This window comes from Pseudomonas sp. N040 (assembly GCF_015637705.1).
Taxonomy (GTDB): Bacteria; Pseudomonadota; Gammaproteobacteria; order Pseudomonadales; family Pseudomonadaceae; genus Aquipseudomonas.
Genome location: NZ_JADOBE010000030.1, coordinates 1 through 230 on the forward strand (window position 1 = coordinate 1; position 230 = coordinate 230).

Annotated in this window: 1 protein-coding gene; it reads left to right on the forward strand. The window is 66.5% G+C overall.

The genetic code is table 11. The features are described from left to right. Positions 1-230, forward strand: a 230-nt coding sequence (locus ISX93_RS17040) for an autotransporter-associated beta strand repeat-containing protein (protein WP_195779950.1), incomplete at both ends; no start/stop codon positions are given.

Consider the following 230-nt stretch of genomic DNA (forward strand, 5'->3'; position numbering starts at 1 on the left):
CGGCGCCGTGGTCAACAACAGCACCCTGCAGATCAACCGTTCCAACAACCTGACAATGGCCAACGTCATCTCCGGCAGCGGCGCGCTCAACCAGATCGGCAGCGGCACCACCTCGCTCACCGGAACCAACACCTACAGCGGCACTACCACCATCAGCGCCGGCACCCTCAGCATCGGCGCGGGCGGCACCACCGGCAGCCTGGGCAGCGGCGCCGTGGTCAACAACAGCA